Annotated in this window: 17 protein-coding genes; 14 read left to right on the forward strand and 3 right to left on the reverse strand. The window is 72.5% G+C overall.

The window, feature by feature from the left end; all coding sequences use genetic code 11:
• Nucleotides 1-2 precede the first annotated feature (2 nt).
• A complete protein-coding gene (thiD, locus tag ACWC97_RS23825) occupies nucleotides 3-818 on the forward strand; it encodes a bifunctional hydroxymethylpyrimidine kinase/phosphomethylpyrimidine kinase (RefSeq protein ID WP_352276279.1) in 816 nt (271 codons plus the stop codon).
• Nucleotides 819-892: 74 nt separating this feature from the next.
• On the opposite strand, the gene rpmB is transcribed toward thiD, so the two are convergent.
• Entirely contained in the window at nucleotides 893-1078 is a 186-nt protein-coding gene (rpmB, locus tag ACWC97_RS23830) for a 50S ribosomal protein L28 (protein WP_030928661.1), read from the reverse strand.
• A gap of 258 nt (nucleotides 1079-1336) precedes the next feature.
• On the opposite strand from rpmB, the gene ACWC97_RS23835 reads away from it, so the two are divergent.
• From ACWC97_RS23835 to mutM, 9 genes are all read left to right on the forward strand, one after another.
• Nucleotides 1337-2956: a DAK2 domain-containing protein gene (locus ACWC97_RS23835; RefSeq protein WP_450651447.1), complete on the forward strand. Its 1620-nt coding sequence runs from the start codon at nucleotides 1337-1339 to the stop codon at nucleotides 2954-2956.
• An 84-nt stretch (nucleotides 2957-3040) separates the two neighbouring features.
• The gene (gene recG, locus ACWC97_RS23840; protein ID WP_450651449.1) at nucleotides 3041-5257 is read left to right on the forward strand and encodes an ATP-dependent DNA helicase RecG; all 2217 of its coding nucleotides are present in this window, start codon (nucleotides 3041-3043) and stop codon (nucleotides 5255-5257) included.
• 109 nt (nucleotides 5258-5366) lie between these two features.
• On the forward strand, nucleotides 5367-5951 hold the full coding sequence (rsmD, locus tag ACWC97_RS23845; protein WP_352276284.1) for a 16S rRNA (guanine(966)-N(2))-methyltransferase RsmD: 585 nt from the start codon (nucleotides 5367-5369) through the stop codon (nucleotides 5949-5951).
• Nucleotides 5952-5977: 26 nt separating this feature from the next.
• A complete protein-coding gene (gene coaD, locus ACWC97_RS23850; RefSeq protein WP_352276468.1) occupies nucleotides 5978-6460 on the forward strand; it encodes a pantetheine-phosphate adenylyltransferase in 483 nt (160 codons plus the stop codon).
• A 96-nt stretch (nucleotides 6461-6556) separates the two neighbouring features.
• Nucleotides 6557-7663, forward strand: coding sequence for an ATP synthase F0 subunit B (locus ACWC97_RS23855; protein ID WP_450651451.1), 1107 nt, complete (start codon nucleotides 6557-6559; stop codon nucleotides 7661-7663).
• Between the two features lie 150 nt (nucleotides 7664-7813).
• Nucleotides 7814-8485, forward strand: a complete 672-nt coding sequence (locus ACWC97_RS23860; protein ID WP_352276287.1) for a YceD family protein — start codon at nucleotides 7814-7816, stop codon at nucleotides 8483-8485.
• Nucleotides 8486-8487: 2 nt separating this feature from the next.
• Entirely contained in the window at nucleotides 8488-8661 is a 174-nt protein-coding gene (gene rpmF, locus ACWC97_RS23865; protein WP_003965982.1) for a 50S ribosomal protein L32, read from the forward strand.
• 19 nt (nucleotides 8662-8680) lie between these two features.
• Nucleotides 8681-9502 carry a ribonuclease III gene (gene rnc / locus ACWC97_RS23870; RefSeq protein WP_352276289.1) on the forward strand — a complete coding sequence of 274 codons (822 nt, stop codon included), beginning with the start codon at nucleotides 8681-8683 and terminating at the stop codon, nucleotides 9500-9502.
• A 129-nt stretch (nucleotides 9503-9631) separates the two neighbouring features.
• The gene (mutM, locus tag ACWC97_RS23875; protein WP_352276290.1) at nucleotides 9632-10480 is read left to right on the forward strand and encodes a bifunctional DNA-formamidopyrimidine glycosylase/DNA-(apurinic or apyrimidinic site) lyase; all 849 of its coding nucleotides are present in this window, start codon (nucleotides 9632-9634) and stop codon (nucleotides 10478-10480) included.
• An 18-nt stretch (nucleotides 10481-10498) separates the two neighbouring features.
• On the opposite strand, the gene arr is transcribed toward mutM, so the two are convergent.
• Together arr and ACWC97_RS23885 are read right to left on the reverse strand one after the other, a co-directional pair.
• Nucleotides 10499-10909 (reverse strand): NAD(+)--rifampin ADP-ribosyltransferase, encoded by a 411-nt coding sequence (gene arr / locus ACWC97_RS23880; protein WP_352276292.1) that lies wholly within the window; start codon nucleotides 10907-10909, stop codon nucleotides 10499-10501.
• A gap of 67 nt (nucleotides 10910-10976) precedes the next feature.
• Nucleotides 10977-11864 (reverse strand): CAP domain-containing protein, encoded by an 888-nt coding sequence (locus ACWC97_RS23885; RefSeq protein WP_450651454.1) that lies wholly within the window; start codon nucleotides 11862-11864, stop codon nucleotides 10977-10979.
• A gap of 144 nt (nucleotides 11865-12008) precedes the next feature.
• Here ACWC97_RS23885 and ACWC97_RS23890 point away from each other — a divergent pair, with 144 nt between their 5' ends.
• The 4 genes from ACWC97_RS23890 to ACWC97_RS23905 all read left to right on the forward strand — a co-directional run bounded on the left by ACWC97_RS23890 (nucleotide 12009) and on the right by ACWC97_RS23905 (nucleotide 18347).
• Nucleotides 12009-12290, forward strand: coding sequence for an acylphosphatase (locus tag ACWC97_RS23890; protein ID WP_385211868.1), 282 nt, complete (start codon nucleotides 12009-12011; stop codon nucleotides 12288-12290).
• Between the two features lie 435 nt (nucleotides 12291-12725).
• On the forward strand, nucleotides 12726-12938 hold the full coding sequence (locus tag ACWC97_RS23895) for a hypothetical protein (RefSeq protein ID WP_352276296.1): 213 nt from the start codon (nucleotides 12726-12728) through the stop codon (nucleotides 12936-12938).
• A 345-nt stretch (nucleotides 12939-13283) separates the two neighbouring features.
• Nucleotides 13284-16853 carry a chromosome segregation protein SMC gene (gene smc / locus ACWC97_RS23900; protein ID WP_450651457.1) on the forward strand — a complete coding sequence of 1190 codons (3570 nt, stop codon included), beginning with the start codon at nucleotides 13284-13286 and terminating at the stop codon, nucleotides 16851-16853.
• A gap of 81 nt (nucleotides 16854-16934) precedes the next feature.
• A complete protein-coding gene (locus tag ACWC97_RS23905) occupies nucleotides 16935-18347 on the forward strand; it encodes a sugar porter family MFS transporter (protein WP_352276299.1) in 1413 nt (470 codons plus the stop codon).
• Nucleotides 18348-18360 lie beyond the last annotated feature (13 nt).

Consider the following 18360-nt stretch of genomic DNA (forward strand, 5'->3'; position numbering starts at 1 on the left):
GTATGCCGATACCCGCACCCGCCGCCGCACCCGCCCGAGTACTCACCGTCGCCGGATCGGACTCCGGCGGCGGTGCGGGCATCCAGGCCGACCTGAAGACCATGCTGGCCCACGGGGTGCACGGGATGAGCGTGCTCACCGCCGTCACCGCCCAGAACTCGCTGGGGGTCCAGGGCGCCTGGGAACTGCCGGCCGAGGCGGTCCGCGCCCAGTACCGCAGCGTGGTCGACGACATCGGGGTGCAGGCGGTCAAGACCGGGATGCTCTCCTCGGCCCTCCTGGTGGAGACGGTGGCCGAACTGCTCGCCGGTACCGCCGCCCCGGCCGTCGTCGACCCGGTCGGCGTCTCCAAGCACGGCGACCCGCTGCTCGCCGCCGAGGCCCTCGACTCCGTACGGACGAAACTCCTGCCGGTCGCCACCGTCGCCACCCCGAACCTGGACGAGGTGACCCAGCTCACCGGGGTCCGGGTGACGGACGGGCCCGGGATGCTCCGGGCCGCGGCCGCCCTGCTGGAGTTCGGGCCGCGCTGGGTCGTCGTCAAGGGCGGGCACCTCCCCGGCGACCCCGTGGACCTGCTCACCGACGGCACCGAGGAGCACTGGCTGCCCGCCCCCCGGCACGACAACCGCCACACCCACGGCACCGGCTGCACCCTCGCCTCCGCGATCGCCTGCGGACTGGCCCTGGGACAGGACGTGCCCACGGCGGTACGGGGAGCGAAGGGCTACGTCACCGGGGCCATCGCGGCGGGCTTCCCGCTCGGCGCCGGGATCGGCCCGGTCGACCACGGCTGGCGCACCCGCCAGGGCTCCTGAGCACAGCAAAAAGCCGGTCCACCAAGGTGGACCGGCTTTTCGGGCAACCGGAAGGCTGCGCTACGACGGGAACGTCAGCGCGCGACCTTGCCGGCCTTGATGCACGAGGTGCAGACGTTGAGCCGCTTCGGCGTCCGACCGACCACGGCACGCACGCGCTGGATGTTGGGGTTCCAGCGACGGGACGTACGGCGGTGCGAGTGCGAAATGTTGTTGCCGAAGCCCGGCCCCTTGCCGCAGACGTCGCAGTTGGCAGCCACGGGTCACTCCAAAGACTTCAGATGCACTTACAGTGAAATCCGGCGCGCCGGAATCAGGTGACTGAAGTGGCGGTACCGGAGGGATGGCCCGATTTTCATCGGGCAACCGAAGCAGCATACAACGGCCGCTTCGGTAGAACGAAACTACCACGGGTTCCACCCCGACCGTCCCGACCCCTGTCCCCGCCCCGCCCCGGACCCGGGGCTACGCTGCCATCCAGCCGGCCGCCCACGGCCGCACCAGAGGAGGACCGACAGGTGCCGCAGACCGCCGACGACATGGACGCCGTCGCGGTGCGTACCTGGTGCTCCCTGGCGCTGGAGGCGCTGGGCCGGGAGCGCGCGGCGATCGACGCGATCAACGTGTACCCGGTCGCCGACGGCGACACCGGCACCAATCTCTACCTCACCGTGGAATCCGCCGCCGGGGCCGTCGAAGCGGTCTTCGCCGCCCACGAGACCGGCGCCACCGCCCCCGACACCGCCGACGCGGTACGGGCCATGGCGCACGGCGCCCTGATCGGCGCCCGCGGCAACTCCGGCACGATCCTCGCCCAACTGCTGCGCGGGATGGCCGGCGAACTGGCCCTCGGCCATGACGCCGACCACCTGCGGCGGGCCCTCGCGGTCGCCGCCGCGGCGGCCCGGCAGGCCGTCGCCCACCCCGTCGAGGGCACCGTCCTGACGGTGGCCGCCGCGGCCGCCGACGCCGCCGGCCGCACCGGGGACGCCGCCCGGCCCGCCGAGGTCGCCCGCGCCGCGTACGACGGGGCGTGCACCGCCCTGGAGGCCACCCCCGGACAGCTCGCCGCCCTCGGCCGGGCCGGTGTCGTGGACGCCGGGGGGCGCGGGCTGGTGGCGGTGCTCGGGGCGCTCGTCGAGGCGGTCGGCGGGCGGGTCCCGGCGGTGGCGGCGGAACCGGTCCGCCGGGTCCCCGCGGTGCCGGAGACGGGCGACTGCGCGGCGGTGGACGGGCCCGCCTTCGAGGTGATCTACCTGCTGGAGGCGTCGGACGAGGCGGTGGACCGGCTGCGGGACCGGCTCGACGGCCTCGGTGACTCGCTCGTGGTGGTGGGCGGCGACGGACTGTGGAACGTCCATGTGCACGTCGACGACGCGGGCGCGGCCGTGGAGGCCGGGGTCGAGGCGGGACGCCCGTACCGCATCCGGATCACCCACTTCGGCGCGGACCGGACCCGGCCCCACGCCGAGCCCGTGCAGCGCGCCGTCGTCGCGGTCGTCCCCGGCGAGGGGCTCCGCGGGCTGTGCGAGGAGGCCGGGGCCACGACCGTGCTGGCCCGCCCGGGCGAGCCCCCGGCCAGCGGCGAACTGGTCGACGCGATCCGCCGGGCGCACGCCCGCGAGGTGGTCCTGCTGCCCAACGACGCCGAGCTGCGCCACACCGCCGCCGCGGCCGCCGAGCAGGCCCGTACGGAGGGGATCCGGGTCGCCCTCGTCCCCACCCGGGCCGCCGTCCAGGGCATCGCGGCGCTCGCCGTCCACGAACCGGGCCGCAGCTTCGACGAGGACGTGGTGGCGATGACCGCCGCCGCCGGAGCCACCCGCTACGCCGAACTCGCCGTCGCCGAACGGCAGTCCTGGACCATGGCGGGCATCTGCCAGGCCGGCGACGTACTCGGCCTGATCGACGGCGACGTCGCCGTCATCGGCGAGGACGTGGTCCGGACCGCCCGCGCCGTACTGGACCGGATGCTGGCGGCCGGCGGCGAACTGGTCACCCTGGTGCTGGGCGAGGACGCCCCCGTCGGCCTCGCGGAGGCGCTGGAGGAGCACGTGCGCGAGGGTTATCTGGCGGTCGACACGATGGTCTACCCGGGCGGCCACCGGAGCGCTCCGCTCCTCATCGGGGTCGAGTAGGGCCGCCCCGCGGCCCGGCGGGCGGTACGGGATTCCCGGGCCGCGGTGGTGCCCGCCGGACGATTGTCGGTGCCGTGGTGTGCAATGGACGGCGTGTCTGCGTTCGACGAACCTCTCAAGAAGCTGCTCGGCGGCGCCACCGCCAAGGTGATGGCCGAACACCTCGACCTGCACACGGTCGGTGATCTGCTCCACCACTACCCGCGGCGGTACGAGGAGCGCGGCCGGCTCACGGCCCTGTCCGACCTCCCCCTGGACGAGCACGTGACGGTGGTCGCGCAGGTTGCCGACGCCCGCGTCCTGACGTTCAACGGCGGCCGCGGCAGACGCCTCGAAGTCACCCTCACCGACGGCCATGGCCGCCTCCAGCTGGTCTTCTTCGGCCATGGCGTCCACAAGCCGCACAAGGAGCTGCTGCCGGGCAGGCGGGCGATGTTCGCGGGCAAGGTCTCCGTCTTCAACCGGAAGATGCAGCTGGCCCACCCCACGTACCAGCTGCTGGACGCGGAAGGGGCCGAGGGCGCCGGGGACAGCGAGGCGGTGGACGCCTTCGCCGGGCGGCTGCTGCCGATCTACCCCGCCTGCAAGCAGATCGACTCGTGGCGGATCGCCAAGGCGGTCGACACGGTGCTGCCGCGTGCCGGGGAGGCCGTCGACCCGCTGCCGGCGGGGCTGCGCGAGGGCCGGGGCCTCACCGCCCTGCCCGAGGCGCTCCAGAAGGTCCACCGCCCGCGGACCAAGGCGGACATCGCCGAGGCCCGGGACCGGCTCAAGTGGGACGAGGCATTCGTCCTCCAGGTCGCGCTGGCCCGCCGCAGATACGCCGACACACAGCTCCCGGCGGCGCCCCGCAGGCCCGTCCCGGACGGGCTGCTCGACGCCTTCGACGCCAGGCTGCCCTTCACCCTCACCGAGGGGCAGCGGAAGGTCTCCGCCGAGATCTTCGACGACCTGGCCACCGACCACCCGATGCACCGGCTCCTCCAGGGCGAGGTCGGCTCCGGCAAGACCATGGTCGCCCTGCGCGCCATGCTCGGCGTCGTCGACGCGGGCGGCCAGGCCGCCATGCTGGCCCCCACCGAGGTGCTCGCCCAGCAGCACCACCGGTCCGTCACGGAGATGATGGGCGACCTGGCCGAGGGCGGGCTCCTCGGCGGCAGCGAGCAGGGCACGAAGGTGGTGCTGCTCACCGGCTCGATGGGCGCCGCCGCCCGCCGCCAGGCCCTGCTCGACCTGGTCACCGGCGAGGCCGGGATCGTGATCGGCACCCACGCCCTGATCGAGGACAAGGTCAAGTTCCACGACCTGGGCCTGGTCGTCGTCGACGAGCAGCACCGCTTCGGCGTGGAGCAGCGCGACGCCCTGCGCTCCAAGGGCAAGCAGCCGCCGCACCTGCTGGTCATGACCGCCACCCCCATCCCCCGTACGGTCGCCATGACCGTCTTCGGCGACCTGGAGACCTCCGTCCTGGACCAGCTCCCGGCCGGCCGCTCGCCGATCGCCAGCCACGTGGTCCCCGCCAAGGACAAGCCGCACTTCCTCACCCGCGCCTGGGACCGGGTGCGGGAGGAGGTCGAGGGCGGCCACCAGGCGTACGTGGTCTGCCCCCGCATCGGCGACGACGCCGAGGACGAGGCGGCGGGGAAGAAGGCGAAGAGGAAGACCGCCGAGGACGAGGGCGAGAAGCGTCCGCCGCTGGCCGTGCTGGAGATCGCCGAGCAGCTCGCCAAGGGCCCGCTGGCCGGACTCCGCGTCGAGGTGCTGCACGGCAGGATGAACCCGGAGGACAAGGACGACGTCATGCGCCGCTTCGCCGCGGGCGAGGTCGACGTCCTGGTCGCCACCACCGTCATCGAGGTCGGCGTCAACGTCCCCAACGCCACCGCCATGGTGATCATGGACGCCGACCGGTTCGGCGTCTCCCAGCTGCACCAGCTGCGCGGCCGGGTCGGGCGGGGCTCGGCCCCCGGGCTCTGCCTGCTGGTCAGCGAGGCCCACGAGGCGTCCCCGGCCCGCGCCCGGCTCTCCGCCGTCGCCGCCACCCTCGACGGCTTCGAGCTCTCCCGGATCGACCTCGAACAGCGCCGCGAGGGCGACGTCCTCGGCCAGGCCCAGTCCGGGGTCCGCTCCTCGCTGCGGATGCTCGCCGTCATCGACGACGAGGAGGTCATCGCCGCCGCCCGCGAGGAGGCGGTCGCGATCGTCGCCGCCGACCCGGACCTGTCCGGTCTGCCCGAGCTGCGGACCGCGCTGGACGCCCTGCTGGACAAGGAGCGCGAGCAGTACCTCGACAAGGGGTGAGGCCCCCCAGGCACCGGGTGCGCGGGCCCGACCGGCCGCCACGCCATATCGTGGGGGCACGGCGCCGCGGCACCCCGCGGGCCGCCCACGACCCGAGGACCAGACACCCATGACCCGCGTGATCGCCGGCACGGCCGGCGGACGCCGCCTGGCCGTGCCGCCCGGCACCGGCACCCGTCCCACCTCCGACCGGGCGCGCGAGGGCCTCTTCTCCACCTGGGAGGCGCTGCTCGGCACCCTGGAGGGCATCCGGATCGCCGATCTGTACGCGGGCTCCGGCGCCGTCGGCCTGGAGGCACTCTCCCGGGGCGCGGCCCACGCCCTGCTCGTCGAGGCCGACGCCAGGGCCGTGAGGACCGTCCGCGACAACGTCCGGACCCTCGGCCTCCCCGGCGCCGAGGTCCGCACCGGCAAAGCGGAGCAGATCGTGACGGGCCCGGCACCGGCCGAGCCGTACGACGTGGTCTTCCTGGACCCGCCGTACGCCGTCACCGACGACGATCTTGCCGAGATACTGCTCACACTCCGTGCTCAGGGCTGGCTCACCGGCGACGCGCTCGTCACCGTGGAACGCAGCACCAGAGGCGGGGAATTCGGCTGGCCCGAGGGGTTCGAACCACTGCGGGCCCGCCGATACGGCGAGGGCACGCTTTGGTACGGTCGCGCCGCCTCTACGTGCGAAGACGCACGATGACCGGACCGGAGAGGGAGGGAATCACATTGCGCCGCGCCGTCTGTCCGGGGTCCTTCGACCCCATCACCAACGGGCACCTCGACATCATCGGCCGTGCCTCGAAGCTGTACGACGTCGTACATGTCGCGGTGATGATCAACCAGTCCAAGCAGGGGCTGTTCACCGTCGAGGAACGGATCGACCTGATCGAGCAGGCCACCGCCGAGTTCGGCAACGTCCGGGTCGAGTCCTTCCACGGCCTCCTGGTCGACTTCTGCAAGCAGCGCGACATCCCGGCGATCGTGAAGGGCCTGCGGGCCGTCAGCGACTTCGACTACGAACTCCAGATGGCCCAGATGAACAACGGCCTGTCCGGCGTCGAGACGCTCTTCGTGCCGACCAACCCCACCTACAGCTTCCTGTCGTCCTCCCTGGTCAAGGAGGTCGCCACCTGGGGCGGCGACGTCTCCCACCTGCTCCCGCCGGTGGTCCAGGAGGCCCTCGCCGAGCGCCTCGCCGGGAACCGGTGAACTGACGATCCGTCAGCAGGTGTCGGACGGGCGCCGGCTGGCCGTACAGTCGGTCCCGTCCGTCTCCAATCGGCTGTAGAGAGTGGCGAGCACACGGTGGACGTGCAGAAGAAGCTCGACGAGATCGTCGAAGTCGTCGGGAGCGCCCGGTCGATGCCCATGTCGGCTTCGTGCGTGGTCAACCGCGCCGACCTCCTGGCGATGCTCGAAGAGGTGCGCGAGGCCCTGCCCGGCTCGCTCGCCCACGCCCAGGAGCTCATCGGCGGCCAGGAGCAGCTGGCCGAGCGGGCCCGCCAGGAGGCCGAGCGGATCATCGAGTCCGCCCGCGCCGAGCGCACCTCGCTGATCGCCGGCACCGAGATCGCCCGGCAGTCCCAGAGCGAGGCCGACCGGATCCTGGAGGAGGCCCGCCGGGAGGCCGCCGAGGTCAAGGCCGAGGCCGACGAGTACGTCGACAGCAAGCTCGCCAACTTCGAGGTCGTCCTCACTAAGACCATCGGCTCCGTCGACCGGGGCCGCGAGAAGCTCCTCGGCCGCGGCACCCCCTTCGACGAGCAGGGCTACGAGGACCCGGACTTCGCCGAGGCCCCCGAGCGCTCCACCGACCCGGCCACGCTCCAGCGCCGGGCCGACGAGTACGTCGACACCAAGCTCGGCGCCTTCGAGGCGGTGCTGGCCAAGACCCTGGAGGCGGTCGGCCGGGGCCGGCAGAAGCTGCACGGCCGGATCCCCACCGACGATCTGGGCGCGCACGTGGCCGCCCAGGACGCGGCGGGCGGCCGGCCGCGCATGAGCGACGAGGACCACTGGGCCGGGCTCGCCGAGCTCGCCACCCCGGAGCCCGCGCCGGTGCACCAGCAGCCCCCGCAGCAGTTCCCCGCTCAGGCCCAGCCGACCTACGCGGAGAGTCCCCGGCCCGCCTACGCGGAGAGCTACGGCTACCAGGAGCAGCAGCCCCAGCAGGACGCCTACGGCTACCCGCAGCAGCCGGACCCGTACGCCGCCTACCAGCAGCAGGGCTACGACCAGGGCCAGGGTAAGGCCCAGATGCCGGCCGCCCAGGGCTACGACGGCTGGCAGCAGCCCGTACAGCCCCAGCAGGGCCTTCCCGAGCAGCCCGGGAGCGCCCTCGACGAGACCAGCCTCTTCGACACCAGCATGATCGACCTGGACCAGCTCCGCCGCTACGAACAGGGGCGCTGACCGGACGGGCCCGCGGGGGCGAACGGCCCGGATTGGGAGCTGGGCGGCGCGTCCAGTATCCTGGCTCTTCGGTCGCGTGTATGTCCGCGATCCCGGCTGCCCGCCTTCGGCTCCGAAGCCGGTCGGCCCTCCCCACGATGTGCGCTGCACATGATCGCGAAAGCAGGAACAGCCCTGAACGGCCACCTCGACCACCGAAACCCCCTCGTGTTCGACACGCACGAGCTGGGGCGGCGTCCCGGTAGCCTCCAGCGGCTCTCCCGCACGGTGGACGCACCCGGTCCGCCCGCGGTCCTCGGCATCGACGGGGTCATCGGCGTGCCCGAGGGCGCGCCCGTGGAGCTGGACCTCCGCCTCGAATCGGTCATGGAAGGGGTGCTTGTCACAGGCACCGCCCGTGCGTCCGCCGAGGGGGAGTGCGTAAGGTGTCTGGAGCCGCTGCGCCTTGAGGTCGTGGCGGACTTCCAGGAGATGTTCTCGTACCCTGACGCCGATGACCGTGGCCGCCCGAAGGCGGAACCGGCCGACGACGCCGAGGACGACGAGGACAGGCTCTTCGTCGAGGACGGCTTGTTCGACCTCGAACCAGTGCTGCGTGACGCGGTGGTGCTCGCACTGCCGATGCAGCCGGTGTGCCGGGAGTCCTGTGCCGGTCTGTGCTCCGAGTGCGGAGTCAGGCTGGACGAGAACCCCGGTCATCACCACGACGCCGTCGACATCCGTTGGGCGGCATTGCAAGGACTCGCCGACACCGTTCAGGACGGCGAGAAGGACAACATGGGCGGCGCCGAAGCGGGCGTCGACGAGAAGCAGGAGAAGTAGCCGTGGCTGTTCCGAAGCGGAAGATGTCGCGCAGCAACACGCGCCACCGCCGGTCGCAGTGGAAGGCTGCGGTCCCCACCCTGGTTTCGTGCGAGCGTTGCCAGGAGCCGAAGCTGCAGCACATCGCGTGCCCCAGCTGCGGCACGTACAACAAGCGCCAGGTCCTCGAAGTCTGAGCGGCTGGTGAGAGGCCCGATGTCTGAGTTGTCCCACGCCAAGAAGAAGGCAGACAACGTCAACACAGCCTCGTCCCACACGCTTCTGGAAGGGCGGCTCGGGTATCGACTCGAGACCGCCCTTCTGGTGCGTGCGCTGACCCATCGCTCGTACGCGTACGAGAACGGCGGTCTGCCCACCAACGAGCGGCTCGAATTCCTCGGGGACTCGGTGCTCGGCCTGGTGGTCACGGACACGCTGTACCGCACCCACCCCGACCTGCCCGAAGGCCAGCTGGCCAAGTTGCGGGCCGCGGTGGTCAACTCGCGTGCGCTTGCGGAAGTGGGCCGCGGCCTCGAACTCGGCTCCTTCATCCGGCTCGGCCGGGGCGAAGAGGGCACGGGTGGCCGGGACAAGGCGTCCATCCTCGCCGACACCCTTGAAGCGGTGATCGGCGCGGTCTATCTCGACCAGGGCCTCAGCGCGGCCTCGGAGCTGGTCCACCGGCTCTTCGACCCGCTGATCGACAGGTCCTCCAACCTCGGTGCCGGCCTGGACTGGAAGACCAGTCTCCAGGAGCTCACCGCCGGCGAGAGCCTCGGCGTCCCCGAGTACGTCGTCACGGAGACCGGCCCGGACCACGAGAAGACCTTTACTGCTGCTGCTCGCGTCGGTGGTGTCTCGTACGGCACCGGCACCGGCCGTAGCAAGAAGGAAGCGGAGCAGCAGGCGGCGGAGTCCGCCTGGCGCGGGATCAGCGCAGCCGCGGAGGAGCGGGCGGCAGCGGCGAAGGCCGCCGCCGACGGAGGCGCCACCGACGCCCCCGCGGACCCGCCGTCCACGGACGCGGCTCCCGCCTGAGGCGAGGCAACCCCCGGTGCCCGGTGCACCGGGGGTTTTGTCCTGCCCGAACCGGATCCCTGAACCGGTTTCCCGAACCGGATCCCTGAATCGGATCAGCACCCACCCCTCTTTCCCAGGAGCGTCACCGTGCCCGAGCTGCCCGAGGTCGAAGTCGTACGGCGTGGTCTGGAGCGCTGGACCGCCGGCCGCACCGTCGCCGGGGCCGAGGTGCTGCACCCGCGCGCGGTCCGCCGCCATCCGGGCGGCGGGGCGGACTTCGCGGCCCGGCTCACCGGCGCCCGCTTCGGTACGGCGATGCGGCGCGGCAAATACCTCTGGATCCCGCTGGACGACGCGGCCGGCTCGCTCCTGGGCCATCTCGGCATGAGCGGCCAGCTGCTCGTGCAGCCCGAGGACGCGCCGGACGAGAAGCACCTGCGGGTCCGGGTCCGGTTCGACGACGCCCTCGGCACCGAGCTCCGCTTCGTCGACCAGCGGACCTTCGGCGGGCTCTCGCTCCACGACAACACCCCCGACGGTCTCCCCGAGGCCATCGCGCACATCGCCCGCGACCCCCTGGACCCGGCCTTCGACGACGCCGCCTTCCACACGGCCCTGCGGCTGCGCCGCACCACGGTCAAGCGGGCCCTGCTCGACCAGTCGCTGATCAGCGGCGTCGGCAACATCTACGCGGACGAGGCGCTCTGGCGCAGCCGGCTGCACTTCGACCGGCCGACCGCGAACCTCACCCGCCCCCGGTCCGCCGAGCTGCTCGGCCATGTCCGCGACGTGATGAACGCCGCACTCGACCAGGGCGGCACCAGCTTCGACAGCCTCTACGTCAATGTGAACGGCGAGTCCGGCTACTTCGACCGCTCCCTCGACGCCTACGGCCGGGAGGACGAACCCTGCCGCCGCTGCGGGACCCCGATCCGGCGCGTCGCCTTCATGAACCGGTCGTCCCACTTCTGCCCGAAGTGCCAGCGCCCGCGGTGAGGCCACCGGGGGCGGTCCTCAGTTGAGGATCTCGCCCCTTCCGTCCGCGCGGATCGCGGCGAGCCGGTCCCGCCAGGCTCGGAGCGCCTCGGGGGTCAGCCGCGTCCAGTCGCCGACCTCGGCGACGATCCGGAGCGGGTCCCTGCTGCGGTAGGAGCGGGTGGGGTTGCCGGGGAACTTCTTGTCGGTGACGTTGGGGTCGTTCTCGAACTCCCCGGTCGGCTCGACGAGGTAGACGCGGGGCTCGCCGTCACCGGCGGCGAGCTCGGCCGCCAGACCGGCACCGTCGCGGAGCGCCGTGAAGTAGACGTGGTTCATGACGACGTCCGGCCGGTAGTTGGAGCGGAAGCCCGAGGTCAGGAAGTCCCCGGTACGCAGGTCCGCCTTCGTGCCGTGGAAGAACGGCCCCGTGTCCAGTATTTCGCCCATCGCGACAGGCTACCGACCCGGGGCCGGGGCGCGCGGGGAGTTCCGGGCAGCCCTGCCCGGCTCCGCGTCAGAAGCCGAATTCCTGGGTCCACCAGGGGCCGCCGGAGCCGTGGTGGACACCGAGGCCGAAGGTCTTGTAGTCGCAGTTCAGGATGTTGGCGCGGTGGCCCGGGCTGTCCATCCAGGCGGCCATCACGGCCCGCGCGTCCGCCTGGCCGCGGGCGATGTTCTCGGCGGCCAGGCCCTGGACACCGGCCTTCGAGGCGCGGTCCCAGGGGGAGCGGCCGTCCGGGTCGGTGTGGTCGAAGAAGCCGCGGGCGGCCATGTCCTCGCTGTAGTCCTGCGCCAGCGAGGTGAGCGGGGAGCTGGCGGTCAGCGGGGAGCAGCCGACCTTCGCGCGCTCCTGGTTCACCAGGGCGAGTACGGCGGCTTGCGCGTCGGTGACGGCGGAGCCCCGGGCGGCGGCGGTGGTCCTCGGCGCGGCGGGAGCCTTGGTGGCGGCCGGGGCGGTGCTGTGGGCGGCGGTCCTGGACGGAGTCGGCTTCGTGGCCGGGGCGGACGGCTTCTTCCGTTCGGCGGCGGGCGGCTTCGAGGCGGACGGGGTGGCGGTGGGCGATCCGGCCGGGGACGGGCTCCGGTGCGGGCCACCGGCCCGGCCCGTGCCCCGGTCGGCGGCGGTGGCGCCCCGGCCGGCCTCGGCCTGTCCGTCGGGGGAGCTGTCGGCGCGCACCCGGTCGGCGGCGCCGCCGCCGATCGTGAGGGTGTCGCCGCCGGGTATCAGCCCCGTGGTCATCGCCACGGCCCCCACCGCGAGCGCCGCGGAGACGCCGACCATTCCGGTGCGGACGGCCGAGCCGGACCGCTTCCCGCGGTGCCCGACCGGCCTTCGGGCCGCACCCGGGGCCTCGTGGTCGTCGGTGGCCGGAGTGACGGCGGAGCGACGATGGCGTCCCATCTGCTGAGCCCTTCTGACGGTCCGGACGTCATTCCGACGCCACCGGTCTTAACCCGTTCGGGTGAGTCTATTGGGTGGGGACTGTACGCCATGGCCATACGGAGGGATGTGCTCCGGGCGCGGTCGGCCGGTTAGCGTTCGGGCATGGACGAAGACGTACGGCTGACCGCCTGGGTGCGCGGCCGGGTGCAACGGGTCGGATTCCGCTGGTTCACCAGGGAGAACGCGCTGGAGATCGGTGGTCTCACCGGCTTCGCGCTCAATCTCGACGATGGCCGGGTGCAGGTCGTCGCCGAAGGGCGGCGGGAGAGCTGCGAGCGGCTGCTGGACTGGCTGCGCTCGGCCGACACACCCGGACGTGTGGACGGGGTCACTGAGATATGGGACACGCCGCGCGGAGGTTACGAGGGCTTCGCCATCCGCTGAGCCCGGCCCGTCCGGGGGCGCGGGGCGCCCGATGTTCGGACCGTGTTCGATTGCGGTCGAAGGGTCACCGGGGTGCCCTGCATTCCCGTACACATGAAATGACCTGCGGAATGTCCGGATGGTTGCCAGGAATGAGCGGACGTGCCAGGCTGCCGCAATAGGAATGATCTCCGCGCCCCGTCGGGCCCCGCCGGAGAGACGCGCCGCATGATCGTCGGGCCGCGCGCCGCGGGATGCCCCCTCTGTCGGGCGTGATCGTGTTGACCGTCAAACTTTTTGGTGAGACTCTGAAATCCCCGCGCACCTTAGCTGTTTGGCAGAGCTGTTCGGCAGCAGGACAGCAGTGACGACAGAGCACTGCCGAGCACCGCGGGTGCGATTCCCTCACGACCCACACCGCATCGGTCGGTCACTCAGTGTGGAGGACCATCCATCATGGCAAAGGCGCTTCTCGGTTACGTCGGCGGTTCCGACCCGCGACTCCTCGCCGAGATGCGACGGCTCCAACAGCGTGTCCAGGACCTGGAATCCGAGCTCGTACGGATCCAGGACGAGAACGACGCGCTGACCGCCGCCGCACAGCACCAAGAGTCGCTGCTCGACAGCATCGACATCGACGTACCTCAGGCGGAGCCGGCGCTGACCTGACCGATGGGCCCTCGTGGCCGGTCGGGTCCGTATGCGTCAGCCGCCGGGGATCATCACCCGGATCGTCGCCGGAATCACCGTCGGATCATTGAAGATCACTGCTCTTGATCTGTCACTTCCGTGACATGTGTTGATCCGGCCTGCGCAGCTGCACCAGAACCACCGTGCGGAGTACCGCACAAGTTTTACCAAGGGGCGCTTCGGCGTCCCTTTTTCTTTTCCGTCCGCGCCATTTCCGCCCGGACCTGCACGGAACCCGCCCCCCGGCGTACCCCTTCCCTTAACGTCTGATGTGCCCTGCACCTTCATGGGTGAAACCGAGAGTGAAAGGTAGAGTCCGGCGGCGTGCACCTCAAGGCCCTGACCCTGCGTGGTTTCAAGTCGTTCGCCTCCGCCACGACGCTCCGGTTCGAACCCGGTATCACCTGTGTCGTCGGCCCCAATGGCTCCGGCAAATCCAATGTGGTGGACGCGCTCTCCTGGGTCATGGGGGAACAGGGGGCCAAATCCCTGCGCGGCGGCAAGATGGAGGACGTCATCTTCGCCGGCACCACCGGGCGCCCGCCGCTCGGCCGGGCCGAGGTGTCGCTGACCATCGACAACTCCGACGGCGCGCTGCCCATCGAGTACGCCGAGGTGACGATCACCCGGATCATGTTCCGCAACGGCGGCAGCGAGTACCAGATCAACGGCGACACCTGCCGCCTCCTGGACATCCAGGAGCTTCTCTCCGACTCCGGCATCGGCCGCGAGATGCATGTCATCGTCGGCCAGGGCCAGCTCGACTCCGTGCTCCACGCCGACCCGGCCGGCCGCCGCGCCTTCATCGAGGAGGCCGCGGGCGTCCTCAAGCACCGCAAGCGCAAGGAGAAGGCGCTGCGGAAGCTGGACGCGATGGGCGCCAACCTCGCCCGCGTCCAGGATCTCACCGATGAGCTGCGACGGCAGCTGAAGCCGCTCGGCAGACAGGCCGCCGTGGCGCGCCGGGCCGCCGTCATCCAGGCCGACCTGCGCGACGCCAGACTGCGGCTGCTCGCCGACGACCTGGTCACGCTCCGCACGGCGCTGCGCGACGAGATCGCCGACGAGGCCGCGCTCAAGCAGCGCCGCGAGGCCGCCGAGACGGAGCTGAGAGCGGCGCTCGGCCGCGAGGCGGAGCTGGAGGATGAGGTGCGGCGCCTCGCCCCCCGGCTCCAGCGGGCCCAGCAGACCTGGTACGAGCTCTCCCAGCTGGCCGAGCGGGTCCGCGGCACGGTCTCGCTGGCCGACGCCCGGGTCACGAGCGCCGCCGCACCGGTGGAGGAGGAGCGGCGCGGCCGCGACCCCGAGGACATGGAGCGGGAGGCCGCCCGGATCCGTGAGCAGGAGGCGGAGCTGACGGCCGCGCTCACCGCCGCCGAGCACGCCCTCGAGGACACCTCGGCCCACCGTGCCGAGCTGGAACGGGAACTGGCGGCAGAGGAGCGCCGCCTCAAGGACGCCGCCCGCGCCATCGCGGACCGCCGCGAGGGGCTCGCCCGGCTGACCGGCCAGGTCAACGCGGCCCGGGGCCGGGCCGCTTCGGCGCAGGCCGAGATCGACCGGCTGGCCGCCGCCCGGGACGAGGCGCGGGAGCGGGCGGTCGCCGCCCAGGAGGAGTACGAGCAGCTGAAGGCCGAGGTGGCCGGGCTGGACGCCGGGGACGAGGAGCTCGGCGAACAGTACGAGACCGCCCGCCAGGAGCTGGCCCGGGCGGAGGCGGAGCTCACCGCGGCCCGGGAGACGGCCACCGCCGAGGAGCGGAGGCGGGCGGCGGTGGCGGCCCGGCACGACGCGCTGGCCCTCGGGCTGCGCCGCAAGGACGGTACGGGCGCGCTGCTCGGGGCGCGGGACCGGCCGGCCGGGCTGCTCGGTCCGGCAGCGGAACTGCTGACCGTGGCGACGGGGTACGAGGTGGCGGTCGCGGCGGCGCTCGGCGCCGCGGCCGACGCGGTCGCGGCGACGGACCCGGCCTCGGCGGCGGAGGCCATCCGGCTGCTGCGCAAGCAGGACGCGGGGCGGGCCGCGCTGCTGCTGGGCGGGGTCCGCGCCGGGGCGCCGCGACAGGTGGCCCCGGCCGTCCGCGTGGACGCGGGGCCGCCCGCCGTGGCCGATCTGGTCGGCGGTCCCGCCGAACTGGTGGACGCCGTACGCGTACTGGTGCGGGACATGGTGGTCGTCGCCACCCTGGAGGACGCCGAGGATCTCGTCGAGGCCCGTCCGGAACTGACGGCCGTGACCGCCGAGGGCGACATCCTCTCCGCCCACTTCGCGCACGGCGGCTCCGCCGGTGCGCCCAGCCTCCTCGAAGTGCAGGCGTCGGTCGACGAGGCCGCCGCCCAGTTGGAGGAGCTGGCCGTGCGGTGCGCGGAGTCCGCCGAGGCGCAGCAGGCCGCCGGGGAGCGGCGCCGGGCCGCGGCCGGGCTCGTCGACGAGCTGGGGGAGCGGCGCCGGGCCGCCGAGCGGGAGAAGTCGGGGGTCGCCCAGCAGCTGGGGCGGCTGGCCGGGCAGGCCCGGGGCGCTGCGGGCGAGGCCGAGCGGACGACCGCCTCCGCCGCCCGCGCCCAGGAAGCCCTGGACCGGGCGGTCGAGGAGGCCGAGGAGCTGGCCGAGCGGCTGCTGGTCGCCGAGGAGGTCCCCGTGGCGGATGAGCCGGACACCGCCGTACGGGACCGGCTCGCTGCCGACGGCGCCAACGCCCGCCAGACCGAGATGGAGGCCCGCCTCCAGGCCCGTACCCACGAGGAGCGGGTCAAGGCGCTCGCGGGCCGGGCGGACGCCCTCGACCGGGGCGCCCGGGCCGAACGGGAGGCCCGGGCCCGCGCCGAGCGCCGCCGGGCCCGCCGCCGCCACGAGGCCCGGGTGGCCGCCGCGGTGGCCTCCGGCGCCCGCCAGCTCCTCGCCCACGTCGAGGTCTCCGTCGTCCGGGCCGAGCGGGAGCGGGCCGCGGCCGAGGCGGCGAAGGGGGAGCGGGAGCGGGAGCTGGCGGCGGAGCGGGGCCGGGGCCGCGAGCTCAAGAGCGAGCTGGACCGGCTCACCGACTCCGTGCACCGGGGCGAGGTGCTCGGCGCCGAGAAGCGGCTGCGGATCGAGCAGCTGGAGACGAAGGCGCTGGAGGAGCTGGGCGTCGAGCCCGCCGGGCTGACCGCCGAGTACGGTCCCGACCAGCCCGTACCGCCGTCCCCGGCGGCGGAGGGCGAGGAGCTGCCCGAGGACCCGGAGCATCCGCGCAACCGGCCGGTCCCCTTCGTCCGGGCCGAGCAGGAGAAGCGGCTCAAGTCGGCCGAACGGGCGTACCAGCAGCTCGGAAAGGTGAATCCGCTCGCCCTGGAGGAGTTCTCGGCGCTGGAGGAGCGGCACAAGTTCCTCTCCGAGCAGTTGGAGGACCTGAAGAAGACCCGGGCCGATCTGGTCCAGGTCATCAAGGAGGTCGACCAGCGGGTCGAGCAGGTGTTCACGGAGGCGTACCGGGACACCGCCCGGGAGTTCGAGGGTGTCTTCTCTCGGCTCTTCCCGGGCGGCGAGGGCCGGCTCGTCCTGACCGACCCGGAGAACATGCTCGCGACCGGGGTGGACGTCGAGGCGCGGCCGCCCGGCAAGAAGGTCAAGCGGCTCTCGCTGCTCTCCGGCGGGGAGCGCTCGCTGACCGCGGTGGCGCTGCTGGTCTCCATCTTCAAGGCCCGGCCGAGCCCGTTCTACGTGATGGACGAGGTGGAGGCGGCGCTCGACGACACCAACCTCCAGCGGCTGATCCGGATCATGGAGGAGCTCCAGGAGAGCTCGCAGCTCATTGTGATCACGCATCAGAAGCGGACGATGGAGGTCGCCGACGCGCTGTACGGCGTGTCGATGCAGGGCGACGGCGTCTCCAAGGTGATCAGCCAGCGGCTGCGCTGAGCCGGGGCCCGGCGTCCACCGCCCGAGTGGTGGCCGCCGGAAAGATGTGCGCCACTGGGGGATGACCCGTCAGGAGCAGATGTGACCAGTACAGCGCAGGGACCGGCGGCCGGGGCGAGCCAGCCCGACCACCTCGGCCACGTCATCTTCATCACCGCGGCCGCCGCCATGGGCGGCTTCCTGTTCGGCTACGACAGCTCGGTCATCAACGGTGCCGTCGAGGCCATCCGCAGCCGCTACGACATCGGCTCCGCCACCCTCGCCCAGGTCATCGCCATCGCCCTGATCGGCTGTGCGATCGGCGCGGCCACCGCCGGCCGGATCGCCGACCGCATCGGCCGCATCCAGTGCATGCGGATCGCCGCCGGGCTCTTCTCCGTCAGCGCGGTCGGTTCGGCCCTGCCGTTCGCCCTCTGGGACCTGGCGATGTGGCGCATCATCGGAGGCTTCGCCATCGGGATGGCCTCGGTGATCGGCCCCGCCTACATCGCGGAGGTCTCGCCGCCCGCCTACCGGGGCCGGCTCGGCTCCTTCCAGCAGGCGGCGATCGTCATCGGCATCGCCATCTCCCAGCTGGTCAACTACGGCATCCTGCAACTCGCCGACGGCGACCAGCGCGGCCGGATCGGCGGTCTGGAGGCGTGGCAGTGGATGCTCGGCGTGATGGTCGTCCCGGCCCTCCTGTATGGGCTGCTCTCCTTCGCGATCCCCGAGTCGCCCCGGTTCCTGATCTCGGTCGGCCGCACGGACCGGGCCCGCAGGATCCTCGCCGAGGTCGAGGGCAGGGGCGTCGACCTCGACGCCCGGGTGGCCGAGATCGAGACCGCCATGCACCGCGAGCACAAGTCCACCTTCCGGGACCTGCTCGGCGGCCGCTTCGGCTTCCTGCCGATCGTCTGGATCGGAATCGGCCTCTCGGTCTTCCAGCAACTCGTCGGCATCAACGTGGCGTTCTACTACTCGGCGACGCTCTGGCAGTCCGTCGGCATCGACCCGACCGAGTCCTTCTTCTACTCGTTCACCACGTCCATCATCAACATCATCGGTACGGTCATCGCGATGGTGCTGGTCGACCGGGTGGGCCGCAAACCGCTCGCCCTCGCGGGCTCCACCGGCATGGCCGTCGCCCTCGCCTTCGAGGCGTGGGCCTTCTCCTCGAAGCTGGTCGACGGCAAACTGCCCAGCCCGCAGGGGGCGGTCGCGCTCGTCGCGGCCCATGTCTTCGTGCTCTTCTTCGCCCTGTCGTGGGGCGTCGTCGTCTGGGTCTTCCTCGGCGAGATGTTCCCGAACCGGATCCGCGCCGCCGCGCTCGGCGTCGCCGCCTCCGCCCAGTGGCTCGCCAACTGGGCGATCACCGCGAGCTTCCCGAGCCTGTCCGAGTGGAACCTCTCGGCCACGTACATCATCTACGCCTGCTTCGCCACGCTCTCCATCCCCTTCGTGCTCCTCTTCGTCAGGGAGACCAAGGGCAAGGCGCTGGAGGAGATGGGCTGAGCGCCGCGCGGGC

This window comes from Streptomyces sp. NPDC001108, from assembly GCF_053598535.1.

Coding starts and splice junctions, on each gene's coding strand:
- rsmD (WP_352276284.1), top strand. CDS start 5,367: ATGACCCGCGTGATCGCCGGCACGGCCGGCGGACGCCGCCTGGCCGTG.
- ACWC97_RS23885 (WP_450651454.1), bottom strand. CDS start 11,864: ATGGGACGCCATCGTCGCTCCGCCGTCACTCCGGCCACCGACGACCAC.
- ACWC97_RS23890 (WP_385211868.1), top strand. CDS start 12,009: ATGGACGAAGACGTACGGCTGACCGCCTGGGTGCGCGGCCGGGTGCAA.
- ACWC97_RS23860 (WP_352276287.1), top strand. CDS start 7,814: ATGATCGCGAAAGCAGGAACAGCCCTGAACGGCCACCTCGACCACCGA.
- ACWC97_RS23895 (WP_352276296.1), top strand. CDS start 12,726: ATGGCAAAGGCGCTTCTCGGTTACGTCGGCGGTTCCGACCCGCGACTC.
- rnc (WP_352276289.1), top strand. CDS start 8,681: ATGTCTGAGTTGTCCCACGCCAAGAAGAAGGCAGACAACGTCAACACA.
- arr (WP_352276292.1), bottom strand. CDS start 10,909: ATGGGCGAAATACTGGACACGGGGCCGTTCTTCCACGGCACGAAGGCG.
- recG (WP_450651449.1), top strand. CDS start 3,041: ATGGACGGCGTGTCTGCGTTCGACGAACCTCTCAAGAAGCTGCTCGGC.
- thiD (WP_352276279.1), top strand. CDS start 3: ATGCCGATACCCGCACCCGCCGCCGCACCCGCCCGAGTACTCACCGTC.